Source organism: Hymenobacter monticola, assembly GCF_022811645.1.
GTDB lineage: Bacteria > Bacteroidota > Bacteroidia > Cytophagales > Hymenobacteraceae > Hymenobacter > Hymenobacter monticola.
The window spans coordinates 734,103-748,488 of sequence record NZ_CP094534.1; the positions used below are offsets into that span (position 1 = coordinate 734,103).

The 14,386-nt window shown below is 63.3% G+C and carries 13 protein-coding genes; 8 read left to right on the forward strand and 5 right to left on the reverse strand.

The window, feature by feature from the left end; all coding sequences use genetic code 11:
* Nucleotides 1-56: 56 nt before the first annotated feature.
* On the reverse strand, nucleotides 57-1,034 hold the full coding sequence (locus tag MTP16_RS03290) for a CPBP family intramembrane glutamic endopeptidase (RefSeq protein ID WP_243515927.1): 978 nt from the start codon (nucleotides 1,032-1,034) through the stop codon (nucleotides 57-59).
* A 240-nt stretch (nucleotides 1,035-1,274) separates the two neighbouring features.
* Here MTP16_RS03290 and dusB point away from each other — a divergent pair, with 240 nt between their 5' ends.
* Together dusB and MTP16_RS03300 are read left to right on the forward strand one after the other, a co-directional pair.
* Nucleotides 1,275-2,264, forward strand: coding sequence for a tRNA dihydrouridine synthase DusB (dusB, locus tag MTP16_RS03295; RefSeq protein WP_243515929.1), 990 nt, complete (start codon nucleotides 1,275-1,277; stop codon nucleotides 2,262-2,264).
* 133 nt (nucleotides 2,265-2,397) lie between these two features.
* On the forward strand, nucleotides 2,398-3,597 hold the full coding sequence (locus MTP16_RS03300) for an ATP-binding protein (RefSeq protein WP_243515931.1): 1,200 nt from the start codon (nucleotides 2,398-2,400) through the stop codon (nucleotides 3,595-3,597).
* Nucleotides 3,598-3,683: 86 nt separating this feature from the next.
* On the opposite strand, the gene MTP16_RS03305 is transcribed toward MTP16_RS03300, so the two are convergent.
* Nucleotides 3,684-4,739, reverse strand: a complete 1,056-nt coding sequence (locus tag MTP16_RS03305; RefSeq protein WP_243515933.1) for a lipocalin-like domain-containing protein — start codon at nucleotides 4,737-4,739, stop codon at nucleotides 3,684-3,686.
* A 181-nt stretch (nucleotides 4,740-4,920) separates the two neighbouring features.
* Here MTP16_RS03305 and MTP16_RS03310 point away from each other — a divergent pair, with 181 nt between their 5' ends.
* Nucleotides 4,921-5,574 carry a hypothetical protein gene (locus tag MTP16_RS03310; RefSeq protein ID WP_243515935.1) on the forward strand — a complete coding sequence of 218 codons (654 nt, stop codon included), beginning with the start codon at nucleotides 4,921-4,923 and terminating at the stop codon, nucleotides 5,572-5,574.
* 10 nt (nucleotides 5,575-5,584) lie between these two features.
* Here MTP16_RS03310 and MTP16_RS03315 read toward each other — a convergent pair whose 3' ends face one another.
* Both MTP16_RS03315 and MTP16_RS03320 read right to left on the reverse strand, forming a co-directional pair.
* Nucleotides 5,585-6,292: a carboxypeptidase-like regulatory domain-containing protein gene (locus tag MTP16_RS03315; protein ID WP_243515937.1), complete on the reverse strand. Its 708-nt coding sequence runs from the start codon at nucleotides 6,290-6,292 to the stop codon at nucleotides 5,585-5,587.
* Between the two features lie 25 nt (nucleotides 6,293-6,317).
* Complete coding sequence (locus tag MTP16_RS03320; RefSeq protein WP_243515939.1) at nucleotides 6,318-7,205, reverse strand: carboxypeptidase-like regulatory domain-containing protein; 888 nt, start codon at nucleotides 7,203-7,205, stop codon at nucleotides 6,318-6,320.
* Between the two features lie 104 nt (nucleotides 7,206-7,309).
* Between MTP16_RS03320 and MTP16_RS03325 the strand changes: the two genes are divergently transcribed.
* From MTP16_RS03325 to MTP16_RS03340, 4 genes are all read left to right on the forward strand, one after another.
* Nucleotides 7,310-7,831: a hypothetical protein gene (locus tag MTP16_RS03325; protein WP_243515941.1), complete on the forward strand. Its 522-nt coding sequence runs from the start codon at nucleotides 7,310-7,312 to the stop codon at nucleotides 7,829-7,831.
* A 78-nt stretch (nucleotides 7,832-7,909) separates the two neighbouring features.
* Entirely contained in the window at nucleotides 7,910-9,682 is a 1,773-nt protein-coding gene (locus MTP16_RS03330) for an amino acid permease (protein WP_243515943.1), read from the forward strand.
* A 280-nt stretch (nucleotides 9,683-9,962) separates the two neighbouring features.
* Nucleotides 9,963-11,072, forward strand: a complete 1,110-nt coding sequence (locus MTP16_RS03335; protein WP_243515944.1) for a sensor histidine kinase — start codon at nucleotides 9,963-9,965, stop codon at nucleotides 11,070-11,072.
* Nucleotides 11,073-11,111: 39 nt separating this feature from the next.
* Nucleotides 11,112-11,666, forward strand: a complete 555-nt coding sequence (locus MTP16_RS03340) for a hypothetical protein (RefSeq protein WP_243515946.1) — start codon at nucleotides 11,112-11,114, stop codon at nucleotides 11,664-11,666.
* A gap of 108 nt (nucleotides 11,667-11,774) precedes the next feature.
* Here the strand turns inward: MTP16_RS03340 and MTP16_RS03345 are convergent, their stop codons facing one another.
* A complete protein-coding gene (locus MTP16_RS03345; RefSeq protein WP_243515948.1) occupies nucleotides 11,775-12,827 on the reverse strand; it encodes a DMT family transporter in 1,053 nt (350 codons plus the stop codon).
* Between the two features lie 251 nt (nucleotides 12,828-13,078).
* On the opposite strand from MTP16_RS03345, the gene hemA reads away from it, so the two are divergent.
* Complete coding sequence (gene hemA / locus MTP16_RS03350) at nucleotides 13,079-14,350, forward strand: glutamyl-tRNA reductase (RefSeq protein ID WP_243515950.1); 1,272 nt, start codon at nucleotides 13,079-13,081, stop codon at nucleotides 14,348-14,350.
* Nucleotides 14,351-14,386 lie beyond the last annotated feature (36 nt).

Genomic DNA, 14,386 nt, shown 5'->3' on the forward strand with positions numbered 1-14,386 from the left:
GCAATTACGGTTGTTCGGACGCGTCGTTCAACGGGCAGAAGCGAAGGGTCGCGTCTCTACACCGTTCGGGTTACGCCTTCGCTGCTGAGGGTGAGCATCTGGGTGGGCGGGGCCACGGCGGCGGCCGTCATGCGCTGATGCAGCAGGTAGAGCACCACCACCGTGAGCAGGCCCGAGGGCAGCACCAGCCACCACGGCAGCGCCTCGTTGGAATCGGCATCGAAGCCCCAGCCCAGCGCGCCCTGCTGGGTGAGATAGAGCAGCAGCAGCTGAAAGGCATTCTGGGTGAAGTGCGCCGCCATACTCACCAAAATATTGCCGCTCCAGAGGTATAGATACCCCAGCACCAGGCCCAACACAAAGCGCGGCACAAACCCGAAAAACTGGAGGTGAATGGCCGAAAAAATGGCCGCCGCCACCCACACGCCCACGTGCGGCGAAAACCAGCGCACCAGGTTTTTCTGCACCACGCCCCGGAAAACCAACTCCTCGGCCACGGCTGGCACCAGCGCCACCACCACCACGCCCACCAAAAACCGCGTGCCGGTATTGAACCGGGTGAGGAATTTGGTGAGCACGGCAGCGCGGTCTTCGCTGGCGCGGGCCCACACCTCAAAATCGTGCAGGGCGGTGGGGAAGTGCGCCCCCGCGTTCCAGGCAATGATGACCGACATCAGCGGCATGATGACGAGAATGAGCGCGGCCGCCGCCGCCAGCCACCAGCCCGCCCCCAACCGGCGCGGGCTGAAGTACTCGGCCCAGCCGTAGCCCAGCGCCGAGGCCAGCGCCAGCGCGCCACCCCCAAACACCAGCCCCAGTGTCACGCCCTGAATCATCATCATCACGCCCCAGCCATTGGGCGATTCGGTGGGGCGCTGCATGGCCGTCATCAGCTCACCCATCGACAGGCCGAAGCCGCCTATGCCCCAGGCAAATATCACGGCGTAGGCCACGCAGAGGCAAAGCACCATGAAGACCAGCAGAAATATAATCTGGAGGCCGGGGTGCAGCGTGCGGGACAGGAAACCTTTCATGGCGGGGCGCAAGTTGGGAAGGGCGTAAATTTACCGCAGTTTTTAACTTAGGCTTAATCAAACAAAGAACGTGCTTCGTTTCGGCGTGGCGCCTCACCCCCAGCCCCTCTCCCAAAGGAGCGGGGTGCCAGCCGACATTTAGAGCCGAACCGGTGCCCCCTCTCCTTTGGGAGAGGGGGTCAGGGGGTGAGGCGTAAGACCGGAACGAAACACTCTTCTTCATCCAACTCCTTATTTCCCGTGGTCAAAATAGGCAACATCTCCCTCCCCGACTTTCCGCTCCTGCTCGCGCCCATGGAGGACGTGAGCGACCCGCCCTTCCGCGCCGTGTGCAAGGCCAACGGGGCCGATTTGATGTACACCGAGTTTATTTCCTCGGAAGGCCTCATTCGGGCGGCCGCCAAGAGCCGCAAGAAGCTCGACGTGTTCGACTACGAGCGGCCCATCGGCATCCAACTCTTTGGCTCCGACGTGGAGACCATGGGCGAGTGCGCGGCCATCAGCACCGAGGCCGGACCCGACCTCATCGACATCAACTACGGCTGCCCGGTGAAGCAGGTGGCCTGCCGCGGGGCCGGCGCCGCCCTGCTCCAGGACATTCCCAAAATGGTGGCCATGACGGCCGCCGTGGTGAAAAGCACCCACCTGCCCGTGACCGTGAAAACCCGCCTGGGCTGGGACGAGGGCACCAAAAATGTGGAAGAAGTGGCCGAGCGCCTGCAAGACGTGGGCATCCAAGCCCTCACGGTGCACGGCCGCACCCGCGCCCAGCTCTACAAGGGCGAGGCCGACTGGCGCCTCATCGCCAGCATTAAAAACAACCCGCGCATCCACATCCCCATCTTCGGCAACGGCGACATCGACTCGCCCCAGAAGGCGCTGGAATACCAGCAGCGCTACGGCGTGGACGGCGTGATGATAGGCCGCGCCAGCATCGGCTACCCCTGGATTTTCCGGGAGGTGAAGCACTACGTGGCCACCGGCCAGCTGCTGGCCCCGCCCACGCTGGAAGAGCGGGTGGCCATGTGCCAGATGCACTTCGACCGCAGCGTGGAGTGGAAGGGCCCGAAGGTGGGCATCTTTGAGATGCGCCGGCACTACGCGCACTATTTCCGCGGGCTAGAGGGCGCCAAGGCCTGGCGCACCCGCCTGGTGGAGGCCGGCACCCCGGCCGAGGTGTACGAGATTTTGCAGGAGATTGCCAGCAGCGACGCCGTACTGGTGGGCTAGCAGAACACGCCTAGAACGTCATGCTGAGCGCAGCCGAAGCATCTCTACCGCAATAGTAATCCAACCATTTGAGTTACTGTTGCGGTAGAGATGCTTCGGCTGCGCTCAGCATGACGTTTTTTCTAACACATACATGATTCCGATTTACGAAAAGAAAACCCGCATCAAAATCCTGGTGGCGGCGCTGGCCCTGCTTATCGGGGCGGCCACCGTCATCTACACCAACTGGTTGGTGAAGCGGGTGGCCGAGCGCGAGCAGCAGCAGATTCAACTCTACGCCAAAGCCCAGCAGTTTACCGTTAATTCGGAAACCATCAATCCGTTCATTTTTGACCAAATCATCAACGGCAACACGACCATCCCGGTCATTCTCACCGACGGCACCAACATCGTCAGTGCCAAGAACATCGACATGCTGCCGCGCCTGCCCGAAGCCGATTCGATGGCTGTGCTGCAGCAGGAGCTGGCCAAGATGAAGCTGCTGCATCCGCCCATTGTGGTGGAGCTGGGGGCCGGGGCGCGCAACTACATCTACTACCGCGACTCGCAGCTGCTGCGGCAACTGCGCACCTACCCGCTGGTGCAACTGGTGGTGATTGGCTGCCTGGCCGTCATTGCCTACTTCGCGTTCAGCGCCTCGCGCCGGGCCGAGCAAAACCGCGTGTGGGTGGGCCTGGCCAAGGAAACGGCCCACCAGTTGGGCACGCCCCTCAGCAGCCTAGTGGGCTGGCAAAGCTACCTGCGCGAGAGCGACCGGTTCCGCGACGAGCCCATTGTGGAGGAGCTGGGCAAGGACATCCGCCGCCTCGAAATCATCACGGAGCGGTTCAGCAACATCGGCTCGGTGCCGGTGCTCAAGGACGAAAACCTGCTGCAAACCACGCGCAACGCCATCGAATACCTGCAAAGCCGGGTGTCGAAGAAGGTAGTGTTCAAGATTGAATCGGACCTGCCGATGGATACGCCGGCCCGTATCAACGTGCCGCTGTTCGACTGGGTCATCGAAAACATCTGCAAAAACGCCGTGGACGCCATGGACGGGCGCGGCTCCATCACGCTGCACCTGCGGCGGGTGCGCACGCGCCGTACCTGGTACCGCCGTGGCGCCCCGCCCCGGCAGGTGGCCGTCGACATCACCGACACGGGCAAGGGCATTCCCAAAAACAAGATGGAAAGCGTGTTCATGCCCGGCTACACCACCAAAAAGCGTGGCTGGGGCCTGGGCCTAGCGCTGGCCAAGCGCATCATCGAGAACTACCACGAGGGCAAGCTCTTCGTGAAGTGGAGCGAGCAGGGCCGCGGCACCACCTTCCGGGTGGTGCTGAACCAGTGAGAGGTGGGACTGTGAGAAGTGAGACTATGAGAATGGCAAGCGGGCTTATTCCATTCTCATAGTCTCACTTCTCACAGTCCCACCTCTCATCGGTTCGTAATCTCCACGTAGGCGTTGCCCGTGACGGGCTTGCCATTGTGCGTGCCGGTTACGCGGCACATGCCTTCCCAGTAGCGCAGGTTCAGCACTTTGAAGACGCGCAGGTTCAGCTCCTGGTTGGGCACGAGGGGCGTCACGGTGAGGTCGTAGCCTTTGCTGGGCACGCTGATGTGCCAGGTGGCGGGGTATTTTTTCTTTGAAGTGGGGCTGGTCCAGTATGTGACAGGCTCCAGCTTGAAGTCGGTTTCGGCGAGGTGCAGGTTTTCGCCCTTGGCCCCGAAATGCGAGCCGCCGCCGATGTGCTGGCCGGTTTTCATGTCGTGCACGGTGTAGAGCATCAACTCCTCGCGGGGCTCGTCGAGCTGCAGGCTGAGCCAGTCCCAGGCCACGTTGCGCTTGTTCACGCCGCCGCAGTTCCACTGGCGGTCGTACCACAGCTCGCCGGTCACTTCGTGCGTTTTGCCCGCCACTTCGATGGTGCCGGTGGCCGCGAGGCGGGGGTAGCTGTAGTAGCCGGCCTGGGCCACGGGGCCGTACTGCTCGTAGCCGGTGCCGCCGTGCAGCAGCACGGGCTTGGCGGGCGTGGTGCGCAGATTGATGGCTTGGCCGGCGTGGTTGGTCATGCGGGCCTGCAGCTGGTAGGCGCCCTCCTGCCCGGTCAGCGTCCAGGTTTGGGCGGCTTTGGGCTGCTGGAGGCCGATGGGCAGCGTGGCCGTGAGCGGCTGGGGCAGCTTGCCCAGGTAGTAATCGTAGCGGAACTGCTGGGTTTGCGGGTCGGTCAGGGCGAAGTGCACCATTTGCTGGTCTTGCTTGCCGCTGGGGTTGAAGTGGAAGAAAACGTATTCTACCCCAAAGGTTTCGCCGGTTTTCACGTCCTTCAGATGGCCCGTGAAATACCACCATTCCAAGGAGTTATTCACGTGCGGCGCCTCCTCCTGGGGCAGCTGGGCGCGGCCGGGGAAAACGTCGTTTTTGGTGGTGGGCTTGAGGATGGAACAGGCCGAAACGGCCACGAGCAACAGGGCAAAACGCAGAACCTTCATACCCCTTGAGAAGGCTTTTCCGGGCAGAAAGGTTTGGGGCTAAAGTCCCTTTTATCCCTCCTGCCAACGCCTTAACCCGCCTCGCGCGCTCATATTCCGGGCCGTCAGACCGGCTTCATAAAGTCCTTATTGTGTAAATTTTGAATTGACAAAGCCAGTTTCTGATAACGTACTTCCGGCCATGAGCAAAAGCTACTGCCTGCTACTTAATCCAGCCGCGCTGCTACTGTCATTTTTCGTTGGCAGCGCGCAAGCCAGCCACGCCCAGTCCCCCATCGAACCGGCGGCAGCGGCCAGGCGCAATATTGTTTCGGTCTCGCCGGTCGAGCTGTTCTACAAAACCCAACTGGGCTACGAGCGGGGTGTAGGCCCGCACAGTTCGGTGGGCCTGCTGGGCAGCTACCACTACGGCAACCTAGCGGGCTACCAGGGCTGGCAGACGACGGGCTATTACCGGCACTTCTTCACCCGGCAGTTTCCCACGGGCCTCTACCTGCAGCTGCAAGCCAGCGTGTGCAGCTACTGGCAAGACGCCAACCTGATTAATCAGAAAACCAGCAAGCCCTACTCCTTGCGCTACCGGGGGCTAAGCGGCGGCGGCGGCCTGGGCCTGGGCTACCGGGGCTACTTTCTGCGCCGGGCCACCGGCGGGCGCCTGCTCTGGAATGCCCTGCTGGGCCTGCGCGGCCAAGCCCGCCCGGTTGCTACCTACGATGAAACCATTTACAGGCCCGAAGTTGGCTTCCTGGGTATCAGCGACGACGCAAACTGGTACTTGGGCCCCAGTCCAGGCTCGCTGGCGCACGGCCTGCTGACGCTGGATTACCAGTTTTGACCCTTAAAGCTTAGCCCCGTGGCGGCGCTACCGGCGGCGTAGGCGGCACCATGCGGCCCATGATGTGGCCCCGGCCTTCAGTCGATTCCATCTTGATGTTGAGCTCGATGGGCTGCGCGGCCGTGCGCACATTCACGGGCACATCCTGCGGCTTGAGCTCAAAGGGGTTGCCCGTCACGTGCAAGGTGAGTGCGCCGGCTTGCACGGGCTCCCAATTGGGGGCCAGCACCAGCTCGAAGCGGCCATTTTCGTCGGCGGTAGCGCCGTATTGGGTTTTGTTGATGAACACGAAGGCTCCCGCCACGCCAGGGCCCTTTTCGCCATCCAGTACCTGCCCGCGAATGACTATTTGCTTCTGCGAGGCAGCCGGGTCGGCCACGGCGGCGGTGGGTGTGGGGGGCGGCGCCTGGGGCGGCTTGCTGGCGCACGACGATGCCAGCGGCTGCCAGCCCAGTAGGGCCAGCGCCGCCCACAGCCAGCGCCGGGGCCCTTGCAGCCGCACGACGGGCCGGGGCGTGAGCGGGGCGGCCAGCAGGCCGCACACCCGCTGCCCGCCGCGTGCCGCCAGAAACGCCAGCACCTCGGCCTCGCTCATGCGGGTGAAATCGACCACTTCGGTGGCGCACACGGCGCAGTGGCGGCCCTGGGCGGTGGGCGTCATGGCGGCCCAGCTTTCGGGGCAGGGCTGCGGAATGCGGAGAGCAGGGCTGGTAGTCATGCGGCGAATGTAAGGTTTTGGCGGCTTAGCCGCGCCGGAAGGGGCGCGTGAGCCAGTATTTGCTCCAATTGTAGAAGCGGCGCGGGTGCCAGGGGGCAGGCGGCATTTTGCTGTAATAGGCAGTAATTACTACCTCACCCATCATCCGGTCATCAACTTGCAGTTGAAACTGCTGTTTCACACCTACCTCGGCCAACGGCAGGGTGTGCTGCTGCTTCTTATAGCCAACGTAATTCACTAAGAACTCTACACTTCCTTTGCTAAGAAGCTGTGCGGGTACAGGTAATTCGAAAGCCCCATCAGCATTTGTAACCGTGCCTATAAGGGTATTATTGAACAGAATCGTGACGTACGGCAGCCCCTGATGAGTCGAAGCATCGGTCACGGTGCCGCGCAGCACCAGCGGCTCGGCAGCTCGGGCAGCAACAGCTGCCGCAGCGGATTGCACCACCACGGTATCGCCCATTATTTCCTGTTGCGGCGGCAGTGGCTGGTGTTCTTTGAGCGTGGTCGTCTCTTTCGCCGGGCCCGGCGGCGCGGACGGCACCGGGCCGCCCCAGTAGCGGGCGCGCCATTCCGCGGGCACCTGGGCTTTGGTTTCTGTTGCCGTGCCTTCGCGCACGCCCCATACGGCCGTGGCGGCCGCCAGCCAGGTGCGCCAGCGCGCCGGCATTGGGGCAGCCGGGGTGGCGCGCTGCAACGGCCGCCCGAGCTGCCCCGCCGCGAAACGGCCGCAAGTGCGGCCGCCCGCGGCACCGGCCAGCAGGGCCAGAATTTCGGCGTCGGTTTTGTGCGTGAAGTCGACCACCGTTTTCTGGCAGGCGGCGCAGTGGCGGCCTTGGGCGACGGGCCTCATGGCATCCCAGCTTTCGGAGCAGGGCTGCGGGATATGAAGGAACGTGGTGAGGCGCATGAGCACAGGCTTTGGCTAACTGATGCCCAAACAGTGAAAACTGCACACATTGCTACCCAAAATCTCGTACCTTGTTCATCACCAACCTCCTTTTCCGACGTGCGATGACTACTGCTCTACGCGTTGCCCCGCTGGCGCTGCTGCTGGCACCATCGTTTGGCCACGCCCAGGCGGGCGCGGCCGGTGCCATTGGCCTGGAAGTGCCCGCCCCCGCGCCGCCCAGCAAAGGCCACTTCCTGGCGGGCGCTTATGCCGTGGGCGCCTACTCGCCGCTGCCCACTACCGGCGGCTATGGCTACGGCGTGCAGCCGTTTTTGCGCTACCAGCTCGGCAGCAGCGCCAGCAGTCGGCGCCGGCCGTATGTGCAATACAGCTTCGCACCCTACCGCGTGCCCACCTACGGCGCCGGCCCCTTCGCCGGGGCTGAGGCGCAGGGCCTGCCGGCCAACCCGGGGTTTGCCCCGCTCGCTCTGCGCAACGCGCCGTATGGCGCGCTGCCCTACGGCAGCTACGGCGGATTGGGGGCTTTTTCAGTGGGAATTCCGATGCAGATAGGTCGCAGCTCGGCCATGCTGAACGTGGGCGGCACGCTGCTGCAGGGGCTCCTGAACCCGGCGTATTGGTAAGTGCTTTGCGGGCGGCGAGGCAGCAAACCCGCGCCGGGGCGCTATCTTTTGCCCTTCAAACCCGCCCCTCCACCTTTCATGAGTTCCCAGAAGTCCTTGTTTCGCCGCAAAACCATTGCGGCCATTCTCCAAAACCCACCCGCCGACCACGAAGGCCAGGCCGGCGGCCTGGCCCGCCACCTCACCGTGCGCGACCTCACGGCGCTGGGCATTGCGGCCATCATCGGGGCAGGCATCTTCAGTACCATCGGCAAGGCCAGCCTCGACGGGGGCCCGGCGGTGTCGCTGCTGTTCGTGTTCACGGCGGTGGCCTGCGCGTTTTCGGCGCTGTGCTACGCGCAGTTTGCGGCCACCATTCCGGTCAGCGGCTCGGCTTACACTTATGCTTATGCCTCGTTTGGCGAGTTAGCGGCCTGGATTATCGGCTGGGCGCTGATAATGGAGTACGCGGTGGGCAACATCGTGGTGGCCATTTCTTGGTCCGATTACTTCACCGGGCTGCTCGATGGAATTGGGTTACACATCCCCGACTACCTCAGCACCGGCACCCAGAGCGCCTACCAGGGCTATCACTCGGCTCTTAATGCCATGATTGCGCATCAGCCGCTCACGGCGGCGCAGGAGGCCAGCTACAAGCTCTGGGCCACCGCGCCGCTGCTGTTCGGCGACTTTCACCTGGTGTGCGACCTGCCGGCCTTCCTCATCACGGTGCTCATCACCGCGCTGGTGTATGTGGGCATCAAGGAAAGCAAGAACGCCTCCAACCTGCTGGTGCTGCTCAAGCTGATTGTGGTGTTCGTCGTCATTGCGGTGGGCGCCTTCTACGTGCAGCCGGCCAACTGGACGCCCTTCGCCCCCAACGGCGTAAGCGGCGTGCTCAAGGGCGTGTCGGCCGTGTTTTTTGCCTACATCGGCTTCGATGCCATCTCGACTACGGCCGAGGAGTGCAAGAACCCGCAGCGCGACTTGCCCAAAGCTATGATGTATGCCCTCGTCATCTGCACGGTGCTCTACGTCATCATCACGCTGGTGCTCACGGGCATGGTGAGCTACAAGGAACTCGGCGTGGGCGACCCGCTCTCCTTCGTGTTTGCCAAAGTGGGCCTCTCGCGCCTGTCGGGTCTGGTGGCGGTGAGTGCGGTGTTTGCCATGGCCTCGGTGCTGCTGGTGTTTCAGCTGGGGCAGCCGCGCATCTGGCTCACGATGAGCCGCGACGGGCTGCTGCCATCGGTGTTTTCGCGCATCCACCCGCGCTTCCACACGCCTTCGTTCAGCACCATTGTCACGGGCTTTTTTGTGGCCGTGCCGGCGCTGGTGCTGAACATGGATTTGGTGGTGGACCTCACCAGCATCGGCACGCTGTTCGCGTTTGCGCTGGTGTGCGGCGGCATCCTCATCATCGACCCCTATGGCAAATCGGAGGCCCGCTTCAAGGTACCTTACATCAACGGGCAGTGGCTGGTGCCGCTGATTCTGGTCATCGGCGCTTTCCTGGTGATTCGCTACAACGCGGCCGCCAACCACGAGTTCTGGCTCGACGCCAGCGGGGCCCATGGCTGGCTGCAAACCGATGCCGTGAGCGGCAAGGTCACGGGCGGCTTCGCCCACCAGATTCCCACGCTGGTGTTCTTCCTGTTCTGCATCGGGCTGAGCATCTTGTCCTTCCGCAAGAAGCTGTCGTTGCTGCCCACCTTGGGCCTGCTCATCAACCTCTATTTGATGACCGAGCTGGGCATCAGCAACTGGACCTTGTTCTTCGTGTGGCTGCTGATTGGGCTGGCGGTATACTTCGGCTACGGCTACCGCAACTCCCGGCTGGGCAAGTCCGGCCCGCAGCCCGTGGCGGCGTAAGCACCCAACTTGACCTGGCAGCAAAAAGGCCGCGACGAGGATTTCGTCGCGGCCTTTTTGCTGATTTTCTGAGCGATGCCGCCTGGACCACCGCGCAGCCAACGATGCTCAGCCGCTACCTGCCTAACTTGCTGAGGCGACAAGCGTACCGCCTGCCGAGCCGCCCCACCTTCGAGAAACGGGACCGAATTTTCGTTTAGGGCTATATTTCGAAAATTCGGCGGGTGCCATAGCACCCTTTCGGCCGCGTTTTTTGACCTTTCCTCCTTGCTTCAAACCCATGCTGGCACCTTCTCCGGAACCGTTTCATTACCTGCTCGAAGGTAGCCGCCAAACGTCTTTTATCTACAACGTGAGCATCGGCGAGCTGGTGTACGTGAGCGCAGCCTACGAGCAACTCTTCCCCGGCCACCGGCGCGAAGACGCCTCCGCCGACCTGCCGCACCTGCTGAGCTACCTGCCCGCCGACGACCAGGCCTACGCCCGCCAGTGCTTTGCCGAGCTGGCCCACGGCCAGCTGCACGACGACCTTTTGCTCCGGGTGCAGCCGCGGCCCGACCAGCCGCCGCGCTGGCTGTGCGTGCGGGCGCACCGCGGGGCCACGCCCGAGGGGCAGGTGCTACTGGCCGGCACCGTCGACGACGTGACGGTGGAGCAGGAATACATCCGCAACGCCGACAAGTACATGGCCAAGAAGAACACCACGCTGGAGATTCTGTCGCACGACCTGGCCGGGCCGTTTAACATGCTCCAGCAGCTGGCCGAGTTCATCGGGGAGAAAACCCAGGCGCTCAACGACCCGCAGGTGGAGAAGCTGATTCGGGTGATGCAGGACACCTGCCGCGACAGCGTGAACCTCATCCGCGACTTCGTGGACGGCGAATTCATGGAGTCGGCCAGCGTGGAGCTCAAGCGCGCGCGCGTGGAGCTGGTGCTGGCCCTGCGCCAGATTATGGAAACCTACCAGCAGGGCGAGCACCTGGTGGCCAAGCGCTTCAGCCTGCGGGCCGCCCAGCCCAAGGTGTTCGTCGAAATCGACCACAACAAGTTCCTGCAGGTCATCAACAACCTGATGTCGAACGCCATCAAGTTCACCCGCGAGGGCGGCCACATCGTGGTGAGCGTGGAGCAGCAGGCCCAGCACGTGCTCGTGGCCGTGGCCGACGACGGCATCGGCATTCCGGCCGAGCTGCTGCCCGTGCTCTTCGACCGCTTCACCAAGGCCCGCCGCCCGGGCCTGCGCGGCGAAAAAACCACCGGCCTCGGCATGCACCTCATCCAAACGCTGGTGCGGCTGCACGGCGGCACCATTTGGGTGGAAAGCGAGGAAAACCGGGGCACCACGTTCTATATCCAACTGCCCAATTCTGCGGTTCAGCCCGCGGAGTAGCCGGGTTCTTCTGCGTTGCCCTCCGTTGGCCCCCCTGGCATGAGCCCCGGCGAAATCCACTTCCTCACCTTTCGCCTGCACGGAAGCATCCCGGCCGCCACTGGGCGCGAGTTGAAAGCCGAGCTTCGCCAGGCGCAGGAGGCCGGCACCGACCACCGCCGCGCACAAAAGCAATTCTTTGCCAAGTTCGACGCCGTGCTCGACCGGGCGCCCATCGGCCCGCGCCACTTCGAAAACGAGAAAATAGCCGAAGTACTGGCCGGCGAAATCCTGATGCTGGAAGAAACCGGCTTCCGCGTGCACGGCTTTGCCATCTTGCCCAACCACGCGCACTTCGTGCTCGAACTGGCCAAGAATAGCCGCCTGTCCTTCGCCAAAGCCATCGACCTGCTGCACCTGCGCACCGGCACCGCCTGCCGCCGCCTCGTGCGCCCCAAGCTCCCGCCCGAAGCCGAGTTTTGGCAGGTGGGCTGGCACGAATACGAGGTGCAGGACGATGCCGAACTCACCCGCCTGCTGGCCTACGTGCGCGGCAATGCCCGGCAGGCGGGATTGCCGGCGCGGTTTGGGGAGTGGCCGTACGTGAATGAGTAATTGAGGGAAGCACCTGTCATCCTGAGCGCAGCGAAGGACCTTATTACGTCAGAAATTTCCAGCGTAATAAGGTCCTTCGCTGCGCTCAGGATGACAGGTGCTTGCTTACTACTTGGCCCGGTGAATGATGAGCACGCCGCCCAGAATCACGACCATGCCCACGAAGTGCCAGATATTAAACGCTTCGCCATCGAGCGCGCCCAGGGCCAGCGCTACGATGGGAATGAGGTAGGTGCTGGACGAGGCAAACAGGGCCGTTGACTGCTGGATAAGCTTGTTGAACAGCACCATGGCCACCGCCGTGCTCATGGTGGCCAGCAGCGCAATGTAGCCGAAGGCCGTCCAGGCGCCCGGCGCGGTGGCCATTTTGTGGAGGAAATCGGTGGCCAGCAGCAGAAACGCCAGTGCCGGCCCGCCGATGAGCATCAGCAGCATGGATGTCACGGCCACCGGCGTCAGGCCATTGAGCTTGTGCTTAATCACGTTCACGCTCACGCCGTAGCCGATGGTGGCGGCCAGAATGTAGAGGCCGTACCAGGCGTTGCCCTCGCCGGCGGGCGTAGCATCGCCGCCGCTGCCGCCGAGCTGCAGCATCACCACCGTGCCCGCCAGCCCCAGCGCTATACCCAGCACCCGCGGCCCCGTCAGCTTCTGCCCAAACAGCAGCGCCCCCACCAGCAGCACGAACACCGCCGTGAGGGCATTGAGCACGCCCGCCAGGCCCGAGGCCAGCTTGGTTTCGGCATAGGCAAACAGGAAGGCCGGCAGCAGCGTGCCGACCACCCCGCTCAAAGCCAGCCACTTGAAGCGGCTGCGTGCCACGCCGCCCACGTGCCGCAGCGCAAACGGCAGCAGCAGCAACGACGCCACGCTCACGCGAATGGCCCCCAGCTCCAGCGCTGAAAACACCACCAGGCCCTTCTTCATCAGAATGAACGAAGTGCCCCAAATGCAGGCCAGCACGATGAGCAGCACCCAGGCCATGGGCGTGGTAGCGGCCGGCGCAGGAGGAGCCAGGGCCTCGCTGGCTTCGAGGGAAGCCGTTTCATCGGTGGCGCCCACGGCCCCGGGGTTGCCGCTGGCCTGGAACCCGCCCGAGGCAACCCCGGCGGGGCGGGACGCGAGTGAGGAATCAGTGGCAGCAGGGTCTTTCGATAACATGGGGCAAAGGTACGCGCCCCCCGCACGGCGGTTATGCCGGAAAGTTGCGGCTTTGGGACGGGGCGCCCGGTACGGGGCGGCTGATTTTCGTCAGCCATCAATTGGCCGGTTGCCCTCACTGCCCCTGGGGCCGGCCGGGCAGCTGATATTCGTCAGGTTTGGGGGCGAACCCTGGCTTCGCCTTGACTGTTGGTAGGGCGTACCGAAATCCTGCCGTAATTTTGTCGTCCGATTTCGTGTCGTTTCTATCTATGTCGCATCCGTTCAAGGCCGTTAGCCTATCCTTCAAGAAAGCGCCGCTGGCCATCCGCGAGCTGCTTTCTTTAGACGAGGCCGCCTGTCGCCGCTTTCTACACACGCTGCACAACGAGCTGGGCCTCAGCGACCTCCTTGTACTCAGCACCTGCAACCGTACCGAGGTATACTACGCCGCCGAGGACGACCGCAGCCGCGAAATTATCCTCGCCCTCGGCGACCTCAAAGGCCGCCCCGACGTGGGCCAGTTCCTCCCCTACTTCGACCTGCTGCCCACCGCCGACGCGGCCGTGCAGCACCTCTTCGAAGTGGCCATGGGCCTCGACGCTCAGGTGGTGGGCGACCTGCAAATCAGCAACCAAGTGAAGACGGCCTACCAGTGGGCCGCCGATGCCGACGCCGCTGGCCCTTTCCTGCACCGCCTGCTGCACACGGTATTTTTCACCAACAAGCGCGTGCAAACCGAAACCAGCTTCCGCGATGGCGCCGCCTCCGTGAGCTACGCCGCCCTGGAGCTGGTGGAAGAATTGACCGCCGACGTGGCCAACCCCAACGTGCTGGTGGTGGGCCTGGGCGAAATCGGGGCCGACGTGTGCCGCCACCTTGCTGCCAGCAAAGGTTTTGGCAACATTACCATCTGCAACCGCACCCGCGCCAAAGCCGAAGCGCTGGCCGAAGAGTGCGGCATGAACATCGTGGACTTTGAGAACCTGGTGCCTGCTTTGAAAGAAGCCGACGTTATCATCTCGTCCATTAACCGCGCCGAGCCTTTCTTCACCAAAGAGCTGGTGCAGCACCTCGACGTGCTGAGCTTCAAGTTCTTCATCGACCTGAGCGTACCCCGCAGCATTGCCTCCGACGTGGAGCAGGTACCCGGCGTGCTGGTCTACAACATCGACGCCATTCAGAGCAAGGCTTCCGCTGCGCTGCAAACCCGCCTCGACGCCGTGCCGCAGGTGCGCGCCATCATCGGCGAGAGCATCGCCGGCCTCAGCGAGTGGAGCAAGGAAATGATGGTATCACCCATTATTCAGAAAGTGAAAGCCAGCCTGGAGCAGCTGCGCCAGGAAGAGCTGGACCGTTTCCAAAAGAAAGCCACCCCCGCCGAAAGCAAGTTGCTCGACGAAGCCACCCGCTCGCTGATGCAAAAGGTGCTGAAGCAGCACGTGCTGCAGCTCAAAGCCGCCTGCAAGCGCGACGACGCCGGCCAGCTGGTGGAGCTGCTGGGCGAGCTGTTCGACTTGGAGAAGCAGCCGGCGGTGGTTTAAGCCCTGTTCGTCTGTCATTGCGAGGGCGTAGCCCGT

Bases quoted from the DNA above. Each gene is read 5' to 3' on its own strand.
- MTP16_RS03290 (WP_243515927.1), bottom strand. From the start codon at position 1,034: ATGAAAGGTTTCCTGTCCCGCACGCTGCACCCCGGCCTCCAGATTATA.
- MTP16_RS03300 (WP_243515931.1), top strand. From the start codon at position 2,398: ATGATTCCGATTTACGAAAAGAAAACCCGCATCAAAATCCTGGTGGCG.
- MTP16_RS03305 (WP_243515933.1), bottom strand. From the start codon at position 4,739: ATGAAGGTTCTGCGTTTTGCCCTGTTGCTCGTGGCCGTTTCGGCCTGT.
- MTP16_RS03310 (WP_243515935.1), top strand. From the start codon at position 4,921: ATGAGCAAAAGCTACTGCCTGCTACTTAATCCAGCCGCGCTGCTACTG.
- MTP16_RS03315 (WP_243515937.1), bottom strand. From the start codon at position 6,292: ATGACTACCAGCCCTGCTCTCCGCATTCCGCAGCCCTGCCCCGAAAGC.
- MTP16_RS03320 (WP_243515939.1), bottom strand. From the start codon at position 7,205: ATGCGCCTCACCACGTTCCTTCATATCCCGCAGCCCTGCTCCGAAAGC.
- MTP16_RS03325 (WP_243515941.1), top strand. From the start codon at position 7,310: ATGACTACTGCTCTACGCGTTGCCCCGCTGGCGCTGCTGCTGGCACCA.
- MTP16_RS03330 (WP_243515943.1), top strand. From the start codon at position 7,910: ATGAGTTCCCAGAAGTCCTTGTTTCGCCGCAAAACCATTGCGGCCATT.
- MTP16_RS03335 (WP_243515944.1), top strand. From the start codon at position 9,963: ATGCTGGCACCTTCTCCGGAACCGTTTCATTACCTGCTCGAAGGTAGC.
- MTP16_RS03340 (WP_243515946.1), top strand. From the start codon at position 11,112: ATGAGCCCCGGCGAAATCCACTTCCTCACCTTTCGCCTGCACGGAAGC.
- MTP16_RS03345 (WP_243515948.1), bottom strand. From the start codon at position 12,827: ATGTTATCGAAAGACCCTGCTGCCACTGATTCCTCACTCGCGTCCCGC.
- hemA (WP_243515950.1), top strand. From the start codon at position 13,079: ATGTCGCATCCGTTCAAGGCCGTTAGCCTATCCTTCAAGAAAGCGCCG.